The sequence below is a fragment of the Microcella humidisoli genome (assembly GCF_024362325.1).
Taxonomy (GTDB): Bacteria; Actinomycetota; Actinomycetes; order Actinomycetales; family Microbacteriaceae; genus Microcella; species Microcella humidisoli.
In genome coordinates this window covers 715,339-731,733 of sequence record NZ_CP101497.1, presented here as the reverse complement: position 1 = coordinate 731,733, position 16,395 = coordinate 715,339, and the positions used below count along the sequence as shown (strand labels likewise).

Here is a 16,395-nt window from a genome sequence, read left to right as displayed (position 1 = left end):
GTCGCGCGCATAGCGGCGATCACTGCAACGACGAGGTGAGCCGGGCGATCGAGTCGCGCGCCTTCTCGCCCCACGGTCGTCGCACCCACTCGTCGAGGTGCAGCTCGCGGCTCTCCGCGCGGTACGAGGCCTCGATCGCGCGCATGCGCTGCACGAACTCGGCGCCGTGCACCATGACCGAGACCTCCATGTTGAGGCTGAACGAGCGGATGTCCATGTTGCTCGAGCCGACGATGGCGACGTCGTCGTCGATCGTGAAGTGCTTCGAGTGCAGCACCGTCGGCGCCTGATAGAGGTAGATGCGCACCCCGGCGCGCAGCAGGTCTTCGTAGTACGAGCGCTGCGCGTGATAGACGAAGAACTGGTCGCCGATCTCGCTCACGTAGAGCTCGACGAGCAGCCCTCGCGACGCCGCGGTGATGATGGCCAGTTGAATTGCCTCGTCGGGAACGAAGTACGGGCTCGTGATGCTCACCTGGCGCTCGGCCTTGTGGATGAGGGTCGTGTAGAGCTTGAGGTTGTTGTCGTTCTCGAAGCTCGGCCCGCTCGGCAGCACCTGGGCGTCCAGCAGAGCGGGGTCGTCGCCGAGCACGACGGGGCTCGTGTCGAGCGGCAGCAGCTCGTCGGTCTCGCTGTACCAGTCGGTCACGAAGACGGCGTCGAGCTCACGCACGACCGGCCCCTCGAGCCGCACCATGACCTCGTGCCAGTGCAGTCCGCGCGCGATCGACTTCTTCTTGCCGTAGTTCGACTGGATCATGTTCTGCGAGCCCGTGTGGCCCACGCGCCCGTCGACGACGACGAGCTTGCGGTGGTTGCGCAGGTCGGGGCGCTGCCACTGGCCCTTCCACGGGCGAAGGGGGAGCATCCCGTGCCATTCGGCCCCCATCGCGGCGAGGCGACCGAGCGTCTCCTTACGCGGCGGGTACAGGATGCTCATCAGGTGGTCGCTCAGAACGCGCACCGTGACCCCGCGCGCGGTCGCCCGCTCGAGTGCGGCGAAGAAGGGCTCGGTCGTCGCATCGAGGGTCAGGATGAAGAACTCGACGTGCACGTACTGCTCGGCCGTGTCGATGTCGGCCACCATCGCCGCGATCGCGCCCTCGTAGTCGTCGATGAGCTCGGCACGATTGCCGCCCACCATGGGCAGGGCGCCGAGGTTCTCGTTGAGCCGCACCGAGGAGCCCAGCCACTCGGGCCACTCGTCACGGTGGCTCACACGGTCGAGACCCTCGGTGCGATCGAGGATGGCCCGGCTGACCTCGTGCTGCTTCTCGCGCCGGCGCTTCGGCAGGCGGCTGAGGCCGACGAGGAAGAAGGCGATCGCGCCGATGTACGGGATGAAGATGATCGTGAGCATCCACGCGATCGCCGTCGACGGCCGGCGTCGGGCTGAGATCAGGATGATCGCGATCGAGCCGAGCACGACGTGCGCGACGACGAGCAGGGCGGGCAGCAGCCCGGTCGCATCACTGGGCACGCGACTACTTCACCCTCTGCCGCGGAACGACGACCTTCTTGAGGATCAGCAGGATGCTCGCGACGACGGGCGACGCGACGAGGGCACCGAGCAGGCCGAGGAGGGTGCCGCCGATGACGGCGCCGATGAGCACGAGCGAGGCCGGGATCTTGATGGCCTTGCCGATGATGCGGGGCGTCAGCAGGTATGCCTCGAGCTGCATGTACACGATCATGACGATGCCGACGACGAGCGCCGCTGCGGGTGAGGTGAAGAGCGACACGAGCACCATGAGGGTCGTGCTGATGACCGAGCCCACGACCGGGATGAGCGTTATGAAGAGCGCGATGAACGCCAGGATGCCGGCGTAGCGCACGCCCATGATGGTGAGCAGGATGAAGGAGAAGGTCGCATTGGTGACCGCGATGATGACCTGCCCGCTGAGGTACTTGCCGATGGAGTCGAAGATCTCCTCCGCGATCTCGGCGAAGCCCGCGCGCTTCGAGCCCGGCACGAGGTCGTAGAGCGCGTTCTTCATCACGTCGAGCGAGGCGACGAAGTAGATCGTGATGACGACGACGAGCAGCACGCCGAACGTGCCGTTGATGATGTCGGCACCGATGCGCAGCGCCCCGCCGCCCACCGTGAGCCACAGGCTCGGGTCGGCCGAGTTGAGGCGGATCCACTCGAGCAGGATGAGCGGGTAGCCGTTGAACTGCTCGTCGAGATCGATGAACCACGGTTGGTTGTTCACGTCGGTGAGGTTCTCGGGCAGCGTGCGCGCGAGCTCCGTGGCCTGCTCGATGACGATCGGCACGATGAGGAAGAGCATGGCCGCCACGACGGCGAGGAAGGCCGCGAGCACCACACCGATAGCCGCGCCCTTGCTGAGCCCGCGTTGCTGCAGCCGGGTCACGACGGGGTAGAGCCCGAGACTGATGAAGGTCGCCAGGAAGATGAGCGTGATCGTGTAGGCGAGCTGCGCGACCGCGGCGCCGAGCAGCAGGGCGAGCAGGACGCCGAGCGTGCCGATGAACCCGATCGCGAACGGCCCGGAGCGCAGCCAGGTGACGCGTTCGGTGCGCACGGCCTCCGGCTCGGGTGCGGGGACGGGTGCCTCGGACGCCATGGCGGTCCTCTCTGTCTTCCGCCGATCGACCGACAGAATCCTCGTCACCATATCGCCCGAACGATGAAGGGAATAGCCTGGGCGCGACGAATCGTCACTCCACGATCGTCCTGACCCGCACGAGAAACGGACCACCCATGAGCAGCCTGACGGTGACCACCTCATCCGCCGCCCCCGCATCCCTCGACGTCGACGTCGTTGTGATCGCCGCGCGCATCGGGGCCGACGGCCCCGAGCTCGTCGCGCACCCGTCGCTCGCCGCACTGCACGACCAGCTCGTCGCCATCGGGCTCACGGGCAAGGCCGACGAGCTCGTGCGCCTGCCCGCGCTCGACGGCTCGCGCGCGACCCTCGCCGTCGTCGGGCTCGGCGCGACGCTCTCGGCCGACACGGCCCGTCGTGCGGCCGGCTCGGCCGTGCGCCAGCTCGCCGGCGCCGCATCCATCGCGCTCGCCTTCGGCCTCGACGACGAGGCGCACGTGCACGCCATGATCGAGGGCGCCGCGCTCGCGGCCTACGCCTTCACCGACTACCGCGCGAAGACCGCCGCGAAGGTCAAGACCCCGGTCGGCGCTGTGACGGTGTGCACGGCCGCGGCGGTCTCGGCCGAGGCGATCGAGCGCATCCGCATCGTCACCGAGCAGATCGCCCTCGTGCGCGACCTGACGAACCGCTCGGGCGGCGACCTCTACCCGCAGTCGTTCGCCGACGCCGCCATCGCGGCCGCGAAGGGCGCGCCCGTCACGGTCGAGGTGTGGGACGAGAAGAAGCTCGCGGCCGAAGGCTGCGGCGGCATCATCGGCATCGGCCAGGGCTCGTCGCGCCCGCCGCGCCTCGTGAAGGTCTCGTACGCTCCCGCGGGCGCCGAGCAGCACGTCGCGCTCGTCGGCAAGGGCATCACGTACGACACGGGCGGCTACTCGCTCAAGCCCGCCGAAGCCATGAACGGCATGCAGAACGACATGGGCGGCGCCGCCGTCTCGCTCGGCCTCGTGCTCGCGGCGGCGCGGCTCGGGCTGCCCGTGCGCCTCACGGCGTTCCTGTGCATGTCAGAGAACCTCGTGTCGTCGACGGCGATTCGCGTCAACGACATCCTCACCATCCGCGGCGGCACGACCGTCGAGGTCATGAACACCGACGCCGAGGGCCGCCTCGTCATGGCCGACGGCCTCGTGCTCGCGAGCGAGGAGGGCCCCGACGCGATCATCGACGTCGCCACCCTCACGGGCGCGGCGATCGTCTCGCTCGGCCGCCGCACGGTCGGCGTCATGGGCGATGACGAGCTCGTCGGTGCCATCGTCGCCGCGGGCCGCGAGACGGGCGAGCCGCACTGGCACATGCCCCTGCCGGAGGAGCTGCGCTCGCAGCTCGACTCGCGCTTCGCCGACATGGCGAACCTCAAGGTGGGCAATCGCGATGGCGGGATGCTCGTCGCGGGCATCTTCCTCAAAGAGTTCATCGGCACGCGCGCCGACGGCTCGCCGATCCCGTGGGCGCACCTCGACATCGCCGGCGCGGCCGTGAACGAGGGACCGGCCTACGGCTACCTCGCCGAAGGCGCCACGGGCGTCTCGGTGCGCACGCTGCTCGCCGCGATCGAGCAGCGCTTCGCGGCCTAGCGGCGCACCTCGCACGAACGGGCCCCGGCGGAGAACATCCGCCGGGGCCCGTTCGTGTCGTGCGCTCGCTAGTCCTTCTTCTCGTCCGACTCCGGGTACCCCACGTACAGGTCCTCCTTCTGGAAGCCGGGCATGCGGCGCGCAGGAACGATCGCGAGCGCGGCGAGCCCGCCCAGCACGAGCATCGTGGTGCGCAGCGCGGTGAGCCGTGATTCGGTGAACTCCTCGACGGCGAACGCGATCTGCTCCTCGGTCGCGTCGGTGCGCTCGGTCAGCACCTGCTCGAGCTGCGCGTTGGTGAAGAAGTTGACGTTGTCGAAGTTGATCTGCTCGACGATCTCGGGTGTGAAGACCTCGGAGTCGTTCGCTGCCGCGTAGGCGCTCGAGGTGAGCAGGCCGACGGCGAAGGCCGACGCGACGGCGATGCCCGCGCTGCCCGAGAGGTTGTGCGTCAGACCGCGGATGGCGCCGACGTCGCCGGCGTTCTCGGCGGGCGCCGAGGTGAGCAGCGAGTTGAAGACGAGGGCGACGACGCAGCCCTGCGCGAGGCCGAGCACGACGAGACCGATGATGACGGATGCCTGACCCCAGTCGTTCGCGATCGTGAACGACAGCCACACGAGCGCGAGGGTGACGACCGTCATGCTCACGCTCGCGATCGTGCGCGGCGCGAATCGGCTGTAGAGCCGCGAGACGAGGGTGTTGGCGATGAAGATCGAGATCGTGTACGGAATCACGGCGAACGAGACCTCGATGCCGACGAAGCCCTGCACGACCTGCATGTAGAGCGGCATGAGGAAGCTCACGGCCGTGCCCACGAACAGCATGAGGCCCATGACGGTGACGGTGGCGCGCTCGCTGCGCGTTCCGACGATGTCGAGGTTGACGAGCGGCACCTTCTGCTCGGCCATGCGCTTGCGCGTGCGGCTGAGGAAGAGCTGCGCGAAGATGACCGCCGCGACGAAGAAGAAGGGCACGACCGAGAACTCGCCGATCGAGATCGGAGCGTTGCCGCTCGCCGTCAGCAGGCCCCAGTCGTTCATGACGCTCATGCCGAAGCTGATCAGGATGATCGAGATCGCGGCGAGCATGCCGCCGGTCCAGTCGACGATGAGGTTCTTCTGCGGCGGCACGGGCTTGAGCAGGAAGCTCGCGGCGAAGTTGATGAGGCCGATCGACGCGACGAGCACGAACGACCAGCGCCAGCCGATCGTCGAGGCGAACTGACCGGCGATGAGCAGCGAGACCACCTGGGCGAGCGGGATGCTCGCCGCGAAGTAGCCGATCGCCGAGGCCTGCTGCTTGCCCTGGAAGCTCGCGGCGATGATGATCGTGAGCGCCGGCAGCGTGATGGCGTTCGAGGCGCCCGTGATCGACTGGGCGATGAAGAGCACCGAGCCGTCCTGCGCCGTCGCGATGAGGATGGCGGCGAGCGCGGGAATGATCACGCCGATGCGGAAGGCGAGCACGGGGCCGATCTTCGCGGTGATCTTCGCGCCGAGCAGCAGGAAGGCCGAGACGGCGAAGGTGCTCGCGGTGTTCGCGAGGCCGACCGTGGTCGGCGAGATGCCGAGGTCTTCCGTGATGCCGGTGATCGACACGTTCCAGGCGTTGAACGCGAGCTGAACCTGCGCCAGCATGACAACGAACAGCGGCAACCACGAGCTGCGCGTTTCGACAGCGGATCCTGCGGACATGGGGGTATGCCTCCGGCTCTCGGCGCGTTCGGATGCGCGCTCTGTAGCCGCAATACTGCCCCACCACGAACGGCTTGGCGAGAGATATTCGGCGCGGCGCCGCGGGCGGTCAGCGGAGGTCGCGCAGGCGCGGCGTCGCCGGGGCACCCGGGCCGCCGCGGCGCTCGGATCCGACAGCGATCACGAGCAGCACGAGGCCCACGACCGCGAGGGTGATCCACCACGGCATGGCCTCGATGCCGCGCCCGATCTGCACCGAGAACGCGAGCACGTTCTCGACCGGCAGCACGATGATGCCGAGCACGAAGGGGGCCGCGAGCCGCCACCGCACGCCGACGAGGATGAAGGCGAGGGCGAGCCCCATGACGAGCACCGCGCGCCAGGTCTGCGGGTCGGTGGCCGTCGCGAGCATGGAGGCGAACACGAGCACGATGAGCCCCGGAGCGAGCAGCCACCACGATCCCGATCGCCCGGCAGGCCAGTGGTGCACCGGAACCGTGGTGCTCGGTGCTGTCTGACGCAGCGCGATGGCGCCGGCGATGAGCAGCAGGAGGCCGAGGGGCAGCGAGAAGGCTTCGACCCGCAGGAACTCGCGCGTGCTCCACGCGACGATGGCCGTGCCGAGGGCGAGCGAGAAGAGCACCCACGCTCGCGGCAGCAGAGTCGTGCCGCGCCGCTCACGAGCGACGGCGATGGTCATGGTGATGAGCAACGCGAGCATGAGCATCCACAGGATGGCGACCGTCAGCGCCTCGGGCTCGATCGCCGTCCACGCCGCGATCGTGACAGCGGAGATCGCGGGCACGAGCGCCCAGCGCCGGGCCGGCGCGTCGAGGGATGCGGTGCGCAGCATTCCCGCGACCCCGGCGGGCACGGCGCCCGCGAGGGCCACGAGCAGCACGACCACGACGGTCGGCGCGGCCGCCGGGTCGACAGCGAGCGAGGCGGTGCCGAGCCCGATGCGGGCGGCGAGCGCGGCGCCCGCGAGACCCGCCACGGTTGCGGCCGAGAGCGTCCATGCCCGTACGGGGGCGAGGCGGTGCGGTTCGAGGCCGCCGCCCGGCGCCGCCGCGCGGGGACGGATGCTCGCCCCGAGCACTGCGAGACCCACCGATGCGAGCACGAGCCCCAGCGCTCGAGCGGGCACGGGCTCGGCGTCGAGCGCGAGCAGCGCGAGCAAGGGCACGATGCCGGTGAGCAGGGCCGCGCCGTAGAGCTCGGGGCGCGGCCTTGCCCGCGCCGTCAGCACCGCGGCGATCGTGGCCGTGGCGATCGCCGGCGGCAGCAGGTGTGCCTCGGGTGCCGTGACGCCGAGCTCGAACCACAGGGTCGAGAGCGCCGCCGTCGCGGCGGCCCCGCTCACCCACCAATACGGTGCCGCGCCACGCACGCGCGCGGCGGTCGCGCAGCCCAGAGCCACGAGTGCGAGCACGATGATCGCGGTCACGGGCCCGGCGGCCTCGCGTGCGTAGGCCAGCGCGACGGCGATGACGGCGGTGAGCAGGGTCGAGAGCTCGATCGCCCGGCCGACGGCGCTCGCGTGCGCGACCGGCATGCCGCGGTCGCGCATGCCCTCGACGAGGCGGGGGATGAGCGGCAGGGTCGCCGCCACGAGCAGGGCGATCGCCGGCAGCACGATGGGCGAGCCGCTCATGACGAGCAGCTCGGCTCCGAGGTCGACGAGCACGACCGCGAGGGAGGGAACGATGACGGTGCCCGCGAGCACCCGCACGACGATGCCGAGGCCGGGCCGACGCGTGCGCAGAAGGCTCACGGCCAGCACGATCATGGCCGTGGTCGAGAGGGCCGCCCAGCCGCTGCGCTCGACCACCACGAGAGCGACGGCGAGCGCGAACGGCACGGTCGTGACGACCAGCACCGTGAGCCAGTGCGCGGCGGGAACCCGCGGCACGAGCGTCACCGCGATCGCGACGATGAGCCCGATCGTCGCGGTGAGGCTCACCAGTGCAGGGCCGCCGACACCGGCGAGCGAGAGCGCCGAGGCGGTGAGGACGAGTGCGTACCCGACGCCGACGGCGGTGTGCGCGGCACGGCCGGCGGCGGGCACCGTGCCGGCGAGCGCGACGAGCGCGACGAGGGCGGCGGGCCCGAGCATCACGGCCGACTCGGTCGACTGCCACGACAACGAGACGGCGACCAGCAGCGCGGCATGGCCCGCGAGGATGATCGGCAGTCGCAGGGCGAGCCGTGCGCGCGGCCCTGCGGCGGTCGTGGTCAGGATGACCGCCGTGGCTGTCACGAGCACGATCGCGGCGATCGCGCGCACCTCCGGGGCGACGATCGTCAGCCCGAGCGCACCGAGACCGGCGAGGCCGAGCGTCCAGAAGCTGAGCGCGCGTCCGCGGTGCACGGCCGCGGTCGGACGACCGGCGCGGTCGCCGACGAGCCGAGCCTGCAGGGCGAGGGCGACACTCGCGACGACGAGGCCGAGCACGACGGCGGCGCCCGTGTCGGCGTCGAGCGGCGAGCCGCCGCCCGCGGTCGCGCGGGCGCCACCGAGCAGTGCGGCCAGCGCGCCGAGCGCGGCGAGCCCGGCATGCGGGGACACCACGATCGCGAACACGCTCATGGCCCCCGCGAGCACGGTGCGGCGGTGCGCGGCGACATCGGCGCGGCTCAGGGCCGTGAGCGCGAGCACGCCCGCGGCTGCCGCGGCGGGTACGAGCACGATGAGGGCCGAGGGCCCTCCGATCCAGCCGGGGTCGATGCCGAGCGAGGCAATCACGAGCGCGGCCGGCACGCTCGCCCCCGCGATGAAGCTCCACAGCAGGCGCAGGCCGTGGCGGGCGCTGCGCGCGGCGACGGCGCCGCCGCCGAGCACGGCGGCCGCGGTGCTCAGCCAGCGCTCGGTGCCGTGCGCCCAGCCATCATCGGGGCCGCCGAACCAGGCCTCGACGATGAACGCGGCGAGCAGCACGGCGCCGAGCAGCTGCACGGCGATGAGCAGGGTGCGCTCACGGTGCCGACCCAGCGCTCCGCGCGCCTCGAGCCGGCTCGCCCCCTCGAGCAGCGCGAGCGCGACGGCCGCGGAGCCGAGCGGACCCCACAGCGTGCCGGGCGGGGTGCCGATCGCGGCCGCCGCGAGCAGGGGCACGAGGGCGAGGGCGAGGCTGCCGGCGAGCATCCACCCGCGAAGGCGCGTGCGCAGGCCGAGCGCCAGCGCGAGAGCGCCGCCGAACAGGGCGCTCAGGGTCGTGAGTGCCCAGCCGTCGAGACCGAGGGGCAGCGCGGGCGCGAGCGCGACGATCGCGAGGGTCGCGAAGACGAGGGCGAGGGCCGCGACGCACTCCGCCGAGACGGCGAGGGCGCGGCGGCGCAGCACCGGAGCGCCGCCGGCGAACAGCAGCGTCGCGGCGACGAGCACGCCGCCGCGCGCGATCGGGTCGGTGAGGTCGGGGTTGAGCAGCGTGAAGACGAGCGCGGCGAGTGCGACGAGACCCGCCCCGGCGACGGCGAGCACCGACTGCAGCGTGGTGCTGGCGCGCGGAGGAGCGGCGGACGTCGGCCGACTGGCGGGCGCTGCCACGGGACGCGGGCGCACGGTGACCGGGTCGATGACGCGGCGCGGGATGCTCGTGACCACCGTCTGCAGCGCCGCGAGCGCATCGGCCGCGGCCGACGCCGCCTGCCACACCTCGACGCCGGGCTCGCCGCGCAGGTCGGCACCGCAGGATCGGCAGAGGCCCGCGTCGAGGGGACGGGTGCACACGGGGCATCGTGTGGCGTCGCGCAGCCGCTCGACGGTCGGCGCGCTCCAGTGCGTCGTGGTCATGCGCCCGGCTCCTCGTCGGCAACCCACACGAGGATGTCGCCGGGCTGGCACTCGAGCACCCGGCAGATCGCGTCGAGGGTCGAGAACCGCACGGCCTTCGCGCGACCGTTCTTGAGCACGGCGACGTTCGCCGGGGTGATGTCGATCGCGGCGGCGAACTCGCCCACCGACATCTTCTTCTTGGCGAGCTGCACGTCGAGGTTGATGATGATGGGCATCACACCACCTCCGCGAGGTCGCTCTCGAGCTGCGAGGCCTGCCGCAGCAGCCCGCGCAGCACGACGACGAGCAGGGCGAGCACGGCGCCGATCACGATGCCGAGCAGGCAGAGCAGCGCGATCGAGGGCGAGGCCGCCCCGACGGTCGTGAGCAGCCCGAGCGTCGCGACGACGATGAGGGTGGCGACGATGATCGCCCCGAGGATCACGTCGACGTAGGCGAAGGCTTTGACGTTGAAGATGATGCCCTCGCCCACGAAGGTCAGCAGGCGCCAGACGCAGACGAGCGCCGCCTGCAGGCACAGCACGAACACCGCGGCCGCGATGACGCCGGGCCACTGCAGGAACGCGAGCGGGGGCAAGCGCTCGGCGGTCTCGGCCGCGATGACCGGAACGACGACCAGCTGGGTCAGCGCGAGCAGCGCGAGCAGCACGGCGATGAGCGACTTGAGCGTGAGGATGGTGATCCGGTGCATCGCGTTCCTATCGTTTGTCGGGCGATATCTATCGACAAACGATACATGACGGGCGGCCGAGCGCACGCAACCGCGACAAACGCCGCGGCAGCGGCACGAGAGGAGTGGTGGCGGAGAATGGGGGATTCGAACCCCCGAGGGCTTGCACCCAACACGCTTTCCAAGCGTGCGCCATAGGCCACTAGGCGAATTCTCCTGGGCGGCGCCCGCCACGGAGGCGGGAGCGACGAGACTGAATCCTACCGGTAAACTGATGGCGGCTCCTCGCGTGGCGCCATCCAGGCCAACTCCCCCAGGGCAGAAATGCAGCAAGGGTAACCGGGCTCTGGCGGGTGCGCGAGGGGTCCTTTTTTGTGCGCGGATGCCCGGCGCAGCATCCCCGGGACCATCGACCCCTGGGCCCTCCAAGGCTGTCGCCCTAGGCTGGGCGCAATGTCGCGCAGCATCTACATCACCTCCGCCGAGGGCAACTCGGGCAAGTCGACGGTGGCCCTCGGGCTCGTCGACACGTTGAGCCACCGCGTGCAACGGGTTGGCGTATTCAGGCCCGTTACTCGTGCGCGCGACGGTCGCGGTGTGCGCGACGCTGCGCCTTCTGTAGTCGCGCCAGAGCGCGACTACGTGCTCGACGTGCTGCTCGCGCACGACGGCGTCGACCTCGCCTACGACGACGCGATCGGCGTCGGCTACGACGAGGTGCATGCCGACCCGGAGGCGGCGCTCGCCGTGATCGTCGAGCGCTACCACGCCGTCGCGCAGCGCAGCGATGCCGTCGTCATCGTCGGCAGCGACTACACCGACGTGTCGAGCCCCACCGAGCTGTCGTTCAACGCGCGCATCGCGGCCAACCTGGGTGCGCCCGTGCTGCTCGTCATCGGCGGGCGCGAGAGCGGAGCGGCCGGCGGGCGCGGGCTCGCCGAGTCGGGGGCACGCTCCGCCGACGACATGCGCCGCGTCGCCGAGGTGGCCGTCGCCGAGCTCGACCACGAGCACGCGCAGCTGCTGGGCATCATCGCCAATCGCGCCGACGCCGAGGCGCTCGACGCCATCTGCGCGGCCGTGCAGACCGTGGCGCCCGAGGCGCTTGTGGCGGCCATCCCCGAAGACCCGTACCTCATCGCGCCCACCGTCGCCGCCGTCATGGAGGCCTGCGGCGGCACCTTCGAGCGCGGCGACGATGCGCTGCTGCAGCGCGAAGTGCTCGGCGCCGTCGTGGCGGGCATGTCGATGGAGAACGTGCTGCCGCGCCTCACCGAGGGCGCCGTCGTGCTCATTCCCGGCGACCGCAGCGAGGTGCTGCTCGCGGTGCTCATGGCGCATGCGAGCGAGACGTTCCCGAGTCTCGCGGCCATCGTGCTCTACGGCGGGTTCGACACACCGGATGCGGTGCAGAGCCTCGTCGAGGGCCTCGACCCGAGCCTCCCCATCATCCGAGCCGCGTCGGGCACCTACGACACCGTGCTCGCCATCATGGGCGCGCGCGGCCGCCTCGCGGCCGACAGCCAGCGCAAGTACGACACCGCGCTCGCGCTGTGGGAGCGCCACATCGACGCCGACGCACTCATGAACCGGCTCGACGTCACGCGCTCCGACGTCGTGACGCCCCTCATGTTTGAGTTCGACCTGCTCGAACGGGCGCGCGGCGACCGCAAGCACATCGTGCTGCCCGAAGGCGACGACGACCGCGTGCTGCGCGCGGCCGGCACGCTGCTGCAGCGCGGCGTGTGCCAGTTGACGATCCTGGGCGATGAGCAGGCCGTGCGGGCCCGCGCCGCCGAGCTCGGGCTCGACCTGTCGCAGGCGAGCATCCTGTCGCCCTTCGATGAGTCCCTGCGGCACCGCTTCGCCGAGGAGTACGCGCGGCTGCGGGCCCACAAGGGTGTCACGGTCGAGACGGCGCGCGACGTCGTGACCGACGTCAGCTACTTCGGCACGATGATGGTGCACCTCGGCCTCGCCGACGGCATGGTCTCGGGCGCCGCGCACACGACGGCCCACACGATTCGCCCGAGCTTCGAGATCATCAAGACCGACCCGGGCGTGAGCGTCGTGTCGAGCGTCTTCCTCATGTGCCTCGCCGATCGCGTGCTCGTCTACGGCGACTGCGCGGTCATTCCCGATCCGACGAGCGAGCAGCTGGCCGACATCGCCATCTCGTCAGCCGCGACCGCGGCGCAGTTCGCGATCGAGCCGCGCGTCGCGATGCTCTCGTACTCGACGGGTGAGTCGGGCTCGGGCGATGACGTCGAGAAGGTGCGCGCCGCCACGCAGCTGGTGCGCGAGCGAGCGCCCGAGCTGCTGGTCGATGGTCCGATGCAGTACGACGCGGCGGCCGAGCCGAGCGTCGCGGCCGCGAAGATGCCGGGCTCGCCCGTCGCCGGCCACGCGACCGTCTTCGTGTTCCCCGACCTCAACACGGGCAACAACACCTATAAAGCAGTACAGCGGTCGGCGGGCGCCGTCGCGATCGGGCCCGTGCTGCAGGGGCTGCGCAAGCCCGTCAACGACCTCAGCCGCGGCGCGCTCGTGAGCGACATCGTCAACACGGTCGCCATCACGGCGATCCAGGCGCAACGGACGCCTCCTCCTCCGACGACGCCCATCTCGACCATCGGCGGCGTGGCCTGATCGTGCGCGTCTTCGTCGTCAACTCCGGATCGAGTTCGATCAAGTACCAGCTCGTCGACGTCGTGAGCGAGAAGGTCGTGCTGTCGGGCCTGCTCGAGCGGCTCGGCCAGCCGGGCGGTGATGCCGCCGACCACGAATCCGGGATGCGCGTCGTTCTCGATCGCCTCGGCTCCGAGGCGGCGTCGATCGCCGCGGTCGGACACCGTGTCGTGCACGGCGGTTCGGTGTTCACGGCACCCGTCGTCATCGACGACGCCGTCGAGGCGGGCATCCAGACCGTCAGTGCGCTTGCGCCGTTGCACAACCCGGCGAACCTCGCGGGCATCCGGGCTGCTCGCCTCGCCCTGCCCTCCGTGCCGCACGTCGCGGTCTTCGACACCGCCTTCCACCAGTCGATGCCCGCGGCCGCCGCGACCTACGCGATCGACCGGGCTGTTTCGGCCGAGCACGGCATCCGCCGCTACGGCTTCCACGGCACGAGCCACCAGTTCGTCGCCGGTCGCGCTGCGGCGCTGCTGGGCCGCCCCCTCGCGTCGCTCAAGCTCATCGTGCTGCACCTCGGCAACGGCTCGTCAGCGGCCGCGATCGACGGCGGCCGCTCGATCGACACCTCGATGGGGCTCACCCCGCTCGCCGGCCTCGTCATGGGAACGCGCTCGGGCGACGTCGACCCGGGAGTGCTGCTGCACCTGCAGCGAGCGGGCCTGTCGGGGGCCGAGGTCGATGCCCTGCTCAACAGCCGCAGCGGGCTGCTCGGTCTCGCCGGGTCCGCCGACATGCGCGATGTCACGGCGGCGGCCGCCGCGGGCGATGCGGATGCGGAGCTCGCCCTCGACGTCTGGGCGCACCGCATCCGGCACTACGTCGGGGCGTACCTCGCCCAGCTGGGCGGCCTCGACGCCGTCGTCTTCACGGCCGGCATCGGCGAGAACGCGGCCGACCTGCGGGCCCGTGCGCTCGACGGGCTCGGGCACCTCGGGCTCGCGATCGACGCCGACCGCAACGGCGCGCCGTCGCGCGAGGCGCGGGTCATCTCGCCCGAGGGCGCTCCCGTCGCGGTGCTCGTCGTGCCGACGAACGAAGAGCTCGCGATCGCGCAGGCCGCCGCCGCCCTCGTCGCCTGAGCCCGGGGCACGGGATGCCCGGCTCGGGCATCGGAGGTGACGACTACGCTGGGCACGTGGTCACCGCCCTCTACCGCCGCTATCGGCCCGAGACCTTCGCCGAGCTCATCGGCCAGGCGCACGTGACCGACCCCCTGCGGGCGGCGTTGCGCGGCGACCGGGTCAACCACGCCTACCTGTTCAGCGGCCCACGCGGCTGCGGCAAGACGACGTCGGCGCGCATCCTGGCTCGCTGCCTCAACTGCGCCGAGGGCCCCACCGATACCCCGTGCGGCGTCTGCCCGAGCTGCATCGAGCTCAGCCGCGATGGCGGCGGGTCGCTCGACGTCGTCGAGATCGACGCCGCGAGCCACAACGGCGTCGACGACGCCCGCGACCTGCGCGAGCGCGCCGTGTTCGCCCCCGCGCGCGACCGCTACAAGATCTTCATCCTCGACGAGGCGCACATGGTGACGCCGCAGGGCTTCAACGCCCTGCTCAAGATCGTCGAAGAGCCGCCCGAGCACGTGAAGTTCATCTTCGCGACGACCGAGCCCGAGAAGGTCATCGGCACGATCCGCTCGCGCACCCACCACTACCCGTTCCGGCTCGTGCCTCCCGCGCAGCTGCTCGAATACGTGCAGCAACTGTGCGCGAGCGAGAAGGTCACGATCGAGCCGGGCGTGCTGCCGCTCGTCGTGCGCGCCGGCGGCGGATCGGTGCGCGACACCCTCTCGCTGCTCGACCAGCTCATGGCCGGCAGCGACGACGCGACCGTCACCTACGAGCGCGCCGTCGCCCTGCTCGGCTACACGCACGGCGCCCTGCTCGACGAGGTCGTCGTCGCGATCGCGGCGCGGGATGCCGGGGCCGCCTTCCACGCGGTCGATCGCGTCATCCAGACGGGGCAGGATCCGCGACGGTTCGTCGACGACCTGCTCGAACGCCTCCGCGACCTCATCGTAGTCCAGGCGACCGCCGACAGCGCCGCCTCGGTGCTGCACGGCATCCCCGCCGACGACCTGCAGAGCATGCGCGACCAGGCCGCGATGTTCGCCCCCGCCGAGCTCTCGCGCGCGGCCGACGTCGTCAACCGCGCGCTCACCGAGATGTCGGGCGCCACCTCTCCTCGCCTGCACCTTGAGCTCATGACCGCGCGCGTGCTCGTCGCCCTCGGCGGCGACGGGGTCGCGGCCGCGCCCGTGGCCCGCGCGACGTCCGCGCCGGCCGCGCCGGCCGCGCCGGCCCCGCCGGCTGCGGCGGCACCGGCCGCGACCTTACCGGCTCCGACTGCCGCCGTGCCGTCTTCCGCTGTGCCCTCTTCCGCCGTGTCCTCTGCCGCAGCGCCGTCTGCCGCTGCGCCCTCGACTCCCGTGCCCTCGACTCCCGTGCCCTCGGCCGCGGCGCCCTCCGCTCCGGCACCGACCGAGCCCGTCTCGCTCGACACGCTGCGCGCCGCGTGGCCCGCCGTGCTCGACGCCGTGCAGCAGGCGAAGCGCAGCTCGTGGACGGTCGTCTTCGGCACCACGCCCGTCGCGCTCGATGACGACGTGCTGACCATCGCCTTCCCGACCGAGGCCGACGCCGCCGCCTTCAAGCAGCGGGCAGCACCGACCGACAGCGTCAGCGAGCACGTGCGCGGCGCCATCCAGTCCGTCGTGGGTCTGCGGGTCAAGTTCCGCGTGCGCGTCGATGCCACTCCGGATGCGCGCCCCGCCGTCGCCGCGGCGACCGAGCCCCCGGCGGATGCCCCCGCCGACCCCGACCCGGCGCCGAGCGCCCCCGCACGATCGCGGCCGACGCCGCCCGCCCCGACTGCGCCGCCCGCCGCGGCTGGCGGCGGCACTGCAGCGCAGGCGGCCGTGACCGACTGGGTGGTGACGGCGATCCCGGGCGCGGTCGCGGCGTCGGCGAGCATCCCATCGCCGGAGTCACCGGAATTGCCGGACTCGCCGCCGTCGGTCGACCCGCCCGAACCGGCCGAACCGGTGCGGCCCGCGGTGCAGCACCAGACCGAGATCAACGGTCGGCAGCGCTACGGCGAGGCTGTCGTGCGCGAGGTGCTCGGCGCGACCTTCCTCGTCGAGGAGGCCATCGAGCCGCTCGTGACCGCCGGCCCGGTCGACCTGTTCGCCGAACCCGCCCCGGCCGCCGCGCCGCGCGACCCCGACCGACCCTCGAGCGCCGACGCCCCCGACCGACCCTCGAGCGCCGACGCCCCCGACCCGTTGCGCGACGAGTATTGAGCCTGAGAGCCCAGAGAGCAGAGCTGA

At 71.6% G+C, this 16,395-nt stretch carries 10 protein-coding genes, 1 tRNA gene and 1 other RNA gene; 5 read left to right on the top strand and 7 right to left on the bottom strand.

Features of this window, described 5'->3' with window-relative positions:
- Positions 1 to 19: 19 nt before the first annotated feature.
- On the bottom strand, positions 20 to 1,480 hold the full coding sequence (cls, locus tag NNL39_RS03450; RefSeq protein ID WP_255160310.1) for a cardiolipin synthase: 1,461 nt from the start codon (positions 1,478 to 1,480) through the stop codon (positions 20 to 22).
- A gap of 4 nt (positions 1,481 to 1,484) precedes the next feature.
- Positions 1,485 to 2,588 (bottom strand): AI-2E family transporter, encoded by a 1,104-nt coding sequence (locus NNL39_RS03445; RefSeq protein ID WP_255160309.1) that lies wholly within the window; start codon positions 2,586 to 2,588, stop codon positions 1,485 to 1,487.
- 152 nt (positions 2,589 to 2,740) lie between these two features.
- Between NNL39_RS03445 and NNL39_RS03440 the strand changes: the two genes are divergently transcribed.
- The gene (locus tag NNL39_RS03440) at positions 2,741 to 4,207 is read left to right on the top strand and encodes a leucyl aminopeptidase (RefSeq protein ID WP_255160308.1); all 1,467 of its coding nucleotides are present in this window, start codon (positions 2,741 to 2,743) and stop codon (positions 4,205 to 4,207) included.
- 68 nt (positions 4,208 to 4,275) lie between these two features.
- Here the strand turns inward: NNL39_RS03440 and NNL39_RS03435 are convergent, their stop codons facing one another.
- The 5 genes from NNL39_RS03435 to NNL39_RS03415 form a co-directional block, all read right to left on the bottom strand.
- The gene (locus NNL39_RS03435; RefSeq protein ID WP_255160307.1) at positions 4,276 to 5,904 is read right to left on the bottom strand and encodes an MFS transporter; all 1,629 of its coding nucleotides are present in this window, start codon (positions 5,902 to 5,904) and stop codon (positions 4,276 to 4,278) included.
- 109 nt (positions 5,905 to 6,013) lie between these two features.
- On the bottom strand, positions 6,014 to 9,697 hold the full coding sequence (locus tag NNL39_RS03430; RefSeq protein WP_255160306.1) for an SCO7613 C-terminal domain-containing membrane protein: 3,684 nt from the start codon (positions 9,695 to 9,697) through the stop codon (positions 6,014 to 6,016).
- Positions 9,694 to 9,915, bottom strand: coding sequence for a helix-turn-helix domain-containing protein (locus tag NNL39_RS03425; RefSeq protein WP_255160305.1), 222 nt, complete (start codon positions 9,913 to 9,915; stop codon positions 9,694 to 9,696). Before NNL39_RS03425 ends, NNL39_RS03430 begins: the two co-directional genes overlap by 4 nt.
- Positions 9,915 to 10,391 carry a DUF2975 domain-containing protein gene (locus NNL39_RS03420; protein WP_255160304.1) on the bottom strand — a complete coding sequence of 159 codons (477 nt, stop codon included), beginning with the start codon at positions 10,389 to 10,391 and terminating at the stop codon, positions 9,915 to 9,917. Before NNL39_RS03420 ends, NNL39_RS03425 begins: the two co-directional genes overlap by 1 nt.
- Before the next feature lie 108 nt (positions 10,392 to 10,499).
- Positions 10,500 to 10,587 (bottom strand) — tRNA-Ser (locus NNL39_RS03415).
- Between the two features lie 59 nt (positions 10,588 to 10,646).
- Here NNL39_RS03415 and ffs point away from each other — a divergent pair.
- The 4 genes from ffs (at position 10,647) to NNL39_RS03395 (ending at position 16,368) form a co-directional block, all read left to right on the top strand.
- Positions 10,647 to 10,743: signal recognition particle sRNA small type (ffs, locus tag NNL39_RS03410), an RNA gene on the top strand.
- 80 nt (positions 10,744 to 10,823) lie between these two features.
- A complete protein-coding gene (gene pta / locus NNL39_RS03405; RefSeq protein ID WP_255160303.1) occupies positions 10,824 to 13,019 on the top strand; it encodes a phosphate acetyltransferase in 2,196 nt (731 codons plus the stop codon).
- Positions 13,019 to 14,143: an acetate/propionate family kinase gene (locus NNL39_RS03400; protein WP_255160876.1), complete on the top strand. Its 1,125-nt coding sequence runs from the start codon at positions 13,019 to 13,021 to the stop codon at positions 14,141 to 14,143. The genes pta and NNL39_RS03400 overlap by 1 nt, the downstream gene beginning before the upstream one ends.
- A gap of 56 nt (positions 14,144 to 14,199) precedes the next feature.
- On the top strand, positions 14,200 to 16,368 hold the full coding sequence (locus NNL39_RS03395) for a DNA polymerase III subunit gamma and tau (RefSeq protein WP_255160302.1): 2,169 nt from the start codon (positions 14,200 to 14,202) through the stop codon (positions 16,366 to 16,368).
- Positions 16,369 to 16,395: the final 27 nt, after the last annotated feature.

Coding starts and splice junctions, on each gene's coding strand:
- NNL39_RS03445 (WP_255160309.1), bottom strand. CDS start 2,588: ATGGCGTCCGAGGCACCCGTCCCCGCACCCGAGCCGGAGGCCGTGCGC.
- NNL39_RS03435 (WP_255160307.1), bottom strand. CDS start 5,904: ATGTCCGCAGGATCCGCTGTCGAAACGCGCAGCTCGTGGTTGCCGCTG.
- NNL39_RS03430 (WP_255160306.1), bottom strand. CDS start 9,697: ATGACCACGACGCACTGGAGCGCGCCGACCGTCGAGCGGCTGCGCGAC.
- NNL39_RS03425 (WP_255160305.1), bottom strand. CDS start 9,915: ATGCCCATCATCATCAACCTCGACGTGCAGCTCGCCAAGAAGAAGATG.
- NNL39_RS03420 (WP_255160304.1), bottom strand. CDS start 10,391: ATGCACCGGATCACCATCCTCACGCTCAAGTCGCTCATCGCCGTGCTG.
- pta (WP_255160303.1), top strand. CDS start 10,824: ATGTCGCGCAGCATCTACATCACCTCCGCCGAGGGCAACTCGGGCAAG.